This window comes from Cycloclasticus sp. (genome assembly GCF_019090545.1).
GTDB classification, from domain to species: domain Bacteria; phylum Pseudomonadota; class Gammaproteobacteria; order Methylococcales; family Cycloclasticaceae; genus Cycloclasticus; species Cycloclasticus pugetii.
This window is the reverse complement of sequence record NZ_JAHRVT010000045.1, coordinates 1-6,031: the sequence shown is the minus strand read 5'-3', so window position 1 is coordinate 6,031 and position 6,031 is coordinate 1. Positions and strand designations below refer to the sequence as shown.

Annotated in this window: 4 protein-coding genes; 2 read left to right on the top strand and 2 right to left on the bottom strand. The window is 43.4% G+C overall.

The window, feature by feature from the left end:
* A partial coding sequence (gene metH, locus KUG63_RS10720; RefSeq protein WP_287555310.1) for a methionine synthase occupies window positions 1-3,085 on the bottom strand: 3,085 nt, incomplete at its 3' end.
* A gap of 122 nt (window positions 3,086-3,207) precedes the next feature.
* Here metH and thiD point away from each other — a divergent pair.
* Entirely contained in the window at window positions 3,208-4,011 is an 804-nt protein-coding gene (gene thiD / locus KUG63_RS10715) for a bifunctional hydroxymethylpyrimidine kinase/phosphomethylpyrimidine kinase (RefSeq protein ID WP_073023123.1), read from the top strand.
* Entirely contained in the window at window positions 4,008-4,628 is a 621-nt protein-coding gene (gene thiE, locus KUG63_RS10710; protein ID WP_015006699.1) for a thiamine phosphate synthase, read from the top strand. The genes thiD and thiE overlap by 4 nt, the downstream gene beginning before the upstream one ends.
* Window positions 4,629-4,835: 207 nt before the next feature.
* Here thiE and KUG63_RS10705 read toward each other — a convergent pair whose 3' ends face one another.
* Window positions 4,836-5,960, bottom strand: a complete 1,125-nt coding sequence (locus KUG63_RS10705; RefSeq protein WP_287555305.1) for an NAD(P)-dependent alcohol dehydrogenase — start codon at window positions 5,958-5,960, stop codon at window positions 4,836-4,838.
* Window positions 5,961-6,031 lie beyond the last annotated feature (71 nt).

Genomic DNA, 6,031 nt, shown 5'->3' with positions numbered 1-6,031 from the left:
CGTTTGTACGCGACTCATCTGCATAAACCACTACGTCATCTACCCGACTATTCGCTGGATAAAACCCAAACACCGCGCGCGCCGTTAGCCACTTCTCATCGATAATTTTTTGCAGCATGATTTTGGCATCTTTTAACAAGTCCTTTGCATGCTGACCGACTATTTCATCTTCTAAAATTTTAGGGTAGCTTCCAACCAGCTCCCAAGTTTGAAAAAAGGGTGACCAATCAATAAACTTTGCAATTTCATCCAGTGGAAAATCATTCAACACCTTGGTACCCAAGAAACTCGGCTTTACCGGTGTATACTGACTCCAATCAATCGTGCTTGCATTCTGCCTGGCATCGTCTAAATTAAGCTGGCGTTTTGTAGACTGACGACCCTTATGACGCTCACGAACTTCAGCATATTCCTCACGAATTTTTTGCTGATAATCATTCGCCGCGCTTTTATCCATTAAATTACTCAACACACCAACCGACCGAGACGCATCGGTAACGTACACACTTACACCATGATAGTGCGGTTCTATTTTTACCGCTGTATGCGCACGCGATGTCGTCGCACCGCCAATCATTAACGGTATATCAAACCCTTGGCGTTCCATTTCTTTTGCCATATGCACCATTTCATCCAAAGATGGCGTAATCAGGCCGCTTAAGCCAATCACATCAACATTGTGTTTACTGGCTTCTTTCAAAATAGTATCTGCAGGTACCATTACACCCAAATCAACTACTTCAAAACCGTTGCATTGAAGCACAACAGCAACTATGTTTTTACCGATGTCATGCACATCGCCTTTGACTGTTGCCATTAAGACTTTTCCGTTAGTCTCCACCACATCACCCTTTTCTTCTTCCATAAACGGCATTAAATAGGCGACCGCTTTTTTCATAACACGCGCAGACTTTACGACTTGCGGTAAAAACATCTTACCAGCGCCAAACAAGTCACCTACTACATTCATACCATCCATCAGCGGCCCCTCGATGACGTGTAAAGGACGCTCAACTTCTTGTCGAACCAATTCGGTATCTTCTTCAATAAATTCTGTAATGCCTTTAACCAGCGCATGCTCTAAGCGTTTTTTAACCGGCCAAGATCGCCATTCGGCGGCTTCTTTAACCGCTTCTTCTGAATCACCCTCAAGGTATTTTTCAGCAATGGCTAATAAGTTCTCTGTCGCAGAGGTACCGCTTTTAGGTGTCCGGTTTAAGATGACATCTTCGACACTCTCGCGTAGCTCATCAGGAATATCGTCATATACTGCTAGCTGCCCTGCATTGACAATGCCCATATCCATGCCTGCTTGAACCGCATAGTATAAAAATACCGCATGAATCGCTTCCCTGACTTTGTTATTTCCTCGAAAGGAGAAGGACACATTCGAAACACCACCAGACACCATAGCATGTGGCAAAGTTTGCTTAATAACACGTGTTGCTTCAATAAAATCAACCGCATAATTATTGTGCTCATCGATGCCTGTGGCAATGGCAAAAATATTAGGGTCAAAAATGATATCTTCGGCTGGGAAGCCAACCTTTTCAGTCAGCACTTTATAGGCACGTGTACAAATTTCAACTTTACGTTCAAATGTATCTGCTTGCCCGGTTTCATCAAACGCCATCACTATCACTGCCGCGCCGTAACGCATAATGGTTTTAGCTTGATTGATAAAATTTTCTTCGCCTTCTTTCAGACTAATCGAATTGACGATCGCTTTGCCTTGCACACACTTTAAACCGGCTTCTAAAATATCCCATTTAGAAGAATCGATCATCACGGGAACCACCGATATATCTGGCTCTGCCGCTATCAAACTTAAAAAACGTATCATCGCTGCTTTCGAATCCAACATGCCTTCATCCATGTTGATATCGATCACCTGAGCGCCACTTTCCACCTGCTGACGCGCTACATCGAGTGCTGTTTCGTAATCTTGCTCTTTAATTAGGCGTTTAAACCGAGCCGAACCGGTCACATTCGTTCGCTCACCCACATTGACATACAGAGAGTCTTTAAAAATATTCATCGGCTCTAAGCCAGACAATCGACAGGCAACCTCAAGCTTCGGTATTTCCCTTGGTGCACTATCGCTCACTGCTTCTTTCATTGCCGTTATGAATTCAGGTGATGTTCCACAACAGCCACCAATAATATTCAAGAAACCACTTTGCGCCCACTCCCGAATATGGCCGGCCATATCGTCTGGTGTTTCGTCATAACCACCAAACTCATTCGGTAGACCTGCATTGGGGTGTGCACTGATATACGTATCGGCAACACGAGACAACTCTTCTACATATTGGCGCAACTCTTCAGCACCAAGAGCACAGTTAAAGCCAATACTAATCGGCTTGATATGTCTTAGCGAATTCCAAAATGCTTCGGTTACTTGACCTGACAACGTTCGACCGGAGGCGTCGGTTATTGTGCCAGAAATCATGACTGGGTATTCAACATCATGTGTTTCAAAATACATTTGAATCGCGTACAGCGCCGCTTTCGCATTGAGCGTATCAAAAATGGTTTCTACCAAGATAATATCGGCCCCACCTTTTATCAGCGCATCAATTGATTCTGTATAAGCCTCCGCCAATTCATCAAAGCTGATATTTCTAAAAGCAGGGTCGTTTACATCCGGCGAAATACTGGCCGTACGATTTGTTGGGCCTAAAACACCTGCTACAAAACATACTCTGCCAGGGTATTTTGCCTCAATCTCATCTGCCGCTTTTCTTGCAATACGAGCCGATTGTTCGTTAATTTCATACGATAACTCTTGCATATCGTAATCAGCCATAGCAACACGTGTTGAGTTAAAAGTATTCGTTTCAACAATATCCGCACCCGCTTCAAAATAAGCCAAATGGATAGCACGGATAGTATCTTCTTGAGTTAACGATAATAAATCATTATTGCCTTTTACATCGCTTGGCCAGTCAGCAAAACGCTCCCCACGATAATCACTTTCGTTAAAGTCATACGACTGAATCATCGTACCCATAGCGCCATCCAGTAATAAAATGCGTTGCTTTAATAAATCTAACAGCTGTGTATGTTTTTCTGTTTGTGCCATTGTTTCGGTACGTTTGTTTTTAAATAATCAGCCATTTTACTCGTTTGCTACTGAACAGGCACTTGTTGTTATAAATTTATTCCTCTACCATCCTTTTTAAATGTAAAACGCACCCCACTCTTTTGTCTCATTCGCCAAAAAATCTAGACACAAAACCTGCCGTACTAACTATTTCTGGGCATGACCCAACTGGCGGCGCCGGCATTCAAGCCGATATCGAAGTACTCACCCATTTTGGCTGCCACCCTTGTTCAATCATCAGCTGCTTAACGGTACAAGATTCCAGCACGGTTCATCGTTTAATACCCTTAAAAGCGAACGATTTCATTGAGCAAGCCAAGGTACTGTTTGATGATCTGCCTATTGCTGTTATCAAAGTTGGGCTAACTGGGTCAGTCGACGCCGTTAAAGCTATCGTCAAGATCATTCAGTTACACCCTAATATTCCTGTGGTTTTCGACCCCGTCCTTGCTAGTGGTGATGGCACATCATTGGCCAATATTACACTGCTCGATGAAATTAAAAATACGCTTCTTCCCCTCACAACCGTGTTGACACCCAATACTATCGAAGCGGCTCAACTTTCTGGTTTACAACACGATAACAATGAAGAAAGCCTTGGCAAAGCACTGCTTAACACAGGTACAAATTACGTTTTAATAACGGGCGGGCATTCACCAGGGGCGGTACTGCATAATCACTTATTTTTTAATCCTGAAAAACAAATAACTTATGAATGGGAACGCCAAAGCGGCCACTTTCATGGTACCGGTTGCACACTGGCCTCAGCCATTGCAGCCTTAGTCGCGCAAGGTCAATCAATACCCAATGCCGTAGCGTTGGCACAAACATATGTTAACCAAGCCATTAAATTAGCTAACCGAGTTGGTAAAGGGCAACTTTTCCCCAATCGCATTCAGCAATGACTCCGTTACCTAAAAATGGCCTATACGCTATTACACCAAATATAGCCGAAACAGCTTTATTATTAGAAAAAGTAGAACAAGCACTTCAAGGAGGTGCAAGCCTTCTGCAATACCGAGACAAAATCAGCACGCCTGTTGAAACACTGCTGCGAGCACAGGCTATTCATCAATTGTGCTTAAATTATAACGTTCCATTGATCATTAACGACAATCCTGCCCTTGCACTAGCCTGTCAGGCAGAGGGTGTCCACCTTGGTCAATCAGATGGCAGCATTCTTGAAGCGAGACAACGATTAGGCAAGGATGCACTTATCGGGGTGACTTGTCATCACCATTTATCGCTTGCCTTACAGGCTCAAGAACAAGGTGCAGATTATGTTGCATTTGGTCGATTTTTCAATTCAACCACAAAGCCCGGCATTCCTTTAGCAAACCTTAAAACCCTACAGGATGCGAAAGCTGCTTTATCTATCCCCATCGTTGCCATTGGCGGCATTCAACACAACAATGCAAAAGCACTGATTAATCAAGGTGCAGACTTTATCGCCGTTGTAGAGCAAATTTTCAGCGCAGATAACATCAGCGAAAGCTGCCAACACTTCAGCGCTTTATTTTAGTATTGCAGTGCCCACCTATCCACGACCTGTAGAGCATTTGCATCAGCTGCCACTAACTCACGCGCGCAAGTCAACAGTATTTGCTGGCTCACGATAATTCTCTTTAACTATGCTCTGACATTCAAAATGCGCATATTACGCTCTTTCATTTCTAACTAAACCTCGTAAAAACCCGAAGAGTAAGGTTCGGCGTTTGTATTCTAAGTACTACTTGGGAAGTCGCATCACTGCTTTAAGTGTCACGCCTTTCTCTGAGTCTTCCGCTGCTTGGTTTATTTGATCAAATTCGTAAAATTTTATTAATTTATCAAATGGAAATTTACCCTGTTTATACAACTCGATTAAGCGTGGGATAAAAATATCAAAGTTAGATTGGCCTTGTATAATCCCTCGTAGCGTTCGGTTATCCAACATAAAACTAACATCTACAGGTATTGTTACACCTAGCGCTGGTGAACCCACTATGCCTATTTCACCCCCTGGTTTTGAACAAGTAATTGCTTGAACCAATACATTTGGAACCCCGCTTGTTTCAAGTACATAAGCAATACCTGCCCCACCCACTATTTTCTTAATTTCCTCAACAGGGTCTAACTCAGCGGCATTAATAACATGGGTCGCCCCAAGCTCTTTTGCTAACGCTAAACGGTTTTCTTTTACATCAACCGAAATTATCGTTGTACAGTTTGCAATAACAGAGGCCATAACAGCCGATAGACCGACTGCACCCGCACCATAAATAGCAATTGCACTTCCTGCAGGTGGGTTCAAGGCATTGAGCACCGACCCTGCACCTGTTTGCACGCCACAACCCAACGGCCCCAATAGCTCCAATGGGACGTCTTTAGGCACTTTTATGGTATTTCTTTCATAGGATAGTGAATAGCTAGCAAACGATGATTGGCCAAAAAAACTCGAACCGATTGCTGCCCCCGAGTGATCATGAATCGTACAACTACCATCGACTGCTCGACCTAAAAAGTTCGGCTCAAATGCTGCTTCACATCGCGCAGGCTCACCATTCAAACAAGCTTCACAGTGACCGCAGGTATAAAATGTAAGAACAACATGATCGCCCGGTTCAACCTTCGTCACATTTTTACCTACTTTTTCTACAACGCCAGCCCCTTCATGACCAAACACCATGGGCAAAGGAACGGGGTAGGCTTGATCACGACAGGTTAAATCCGTATGACAAAGCCCAACTGCGACTATTTTTACTAAAATCTGATCAGCTGATACTTCTGCTAACTCCAACGATTCAAATTCAAAAGCCCCTTTACTTCCCCTTATTACTGCTGCTTCTATTTCCATTGAAGCGGTTCCGCTCATTAGGACAGTAAAAGCCGTTAGTTAAGGAGTTATTTTCTGTATTATTATTTAAATAGAGGACACAGAAGATG

Bases quoted from the DNA above. Each gene is read 5' to 3' on its own strand.
- thiE (WP_015006699.1), top strand. From the start codon at position 4,008: ATGACTCCGTTACCTAAAAATGGCCTATACGCTATTACACCAAATATA.
- KUG63_RS10705 (WP_287555305.1), bottom strand. From the start codon at position 5,960: ATGAGCGGAACCGCTTCAATGGAAATAGAAGCAGCAGTAATAAGGGGA.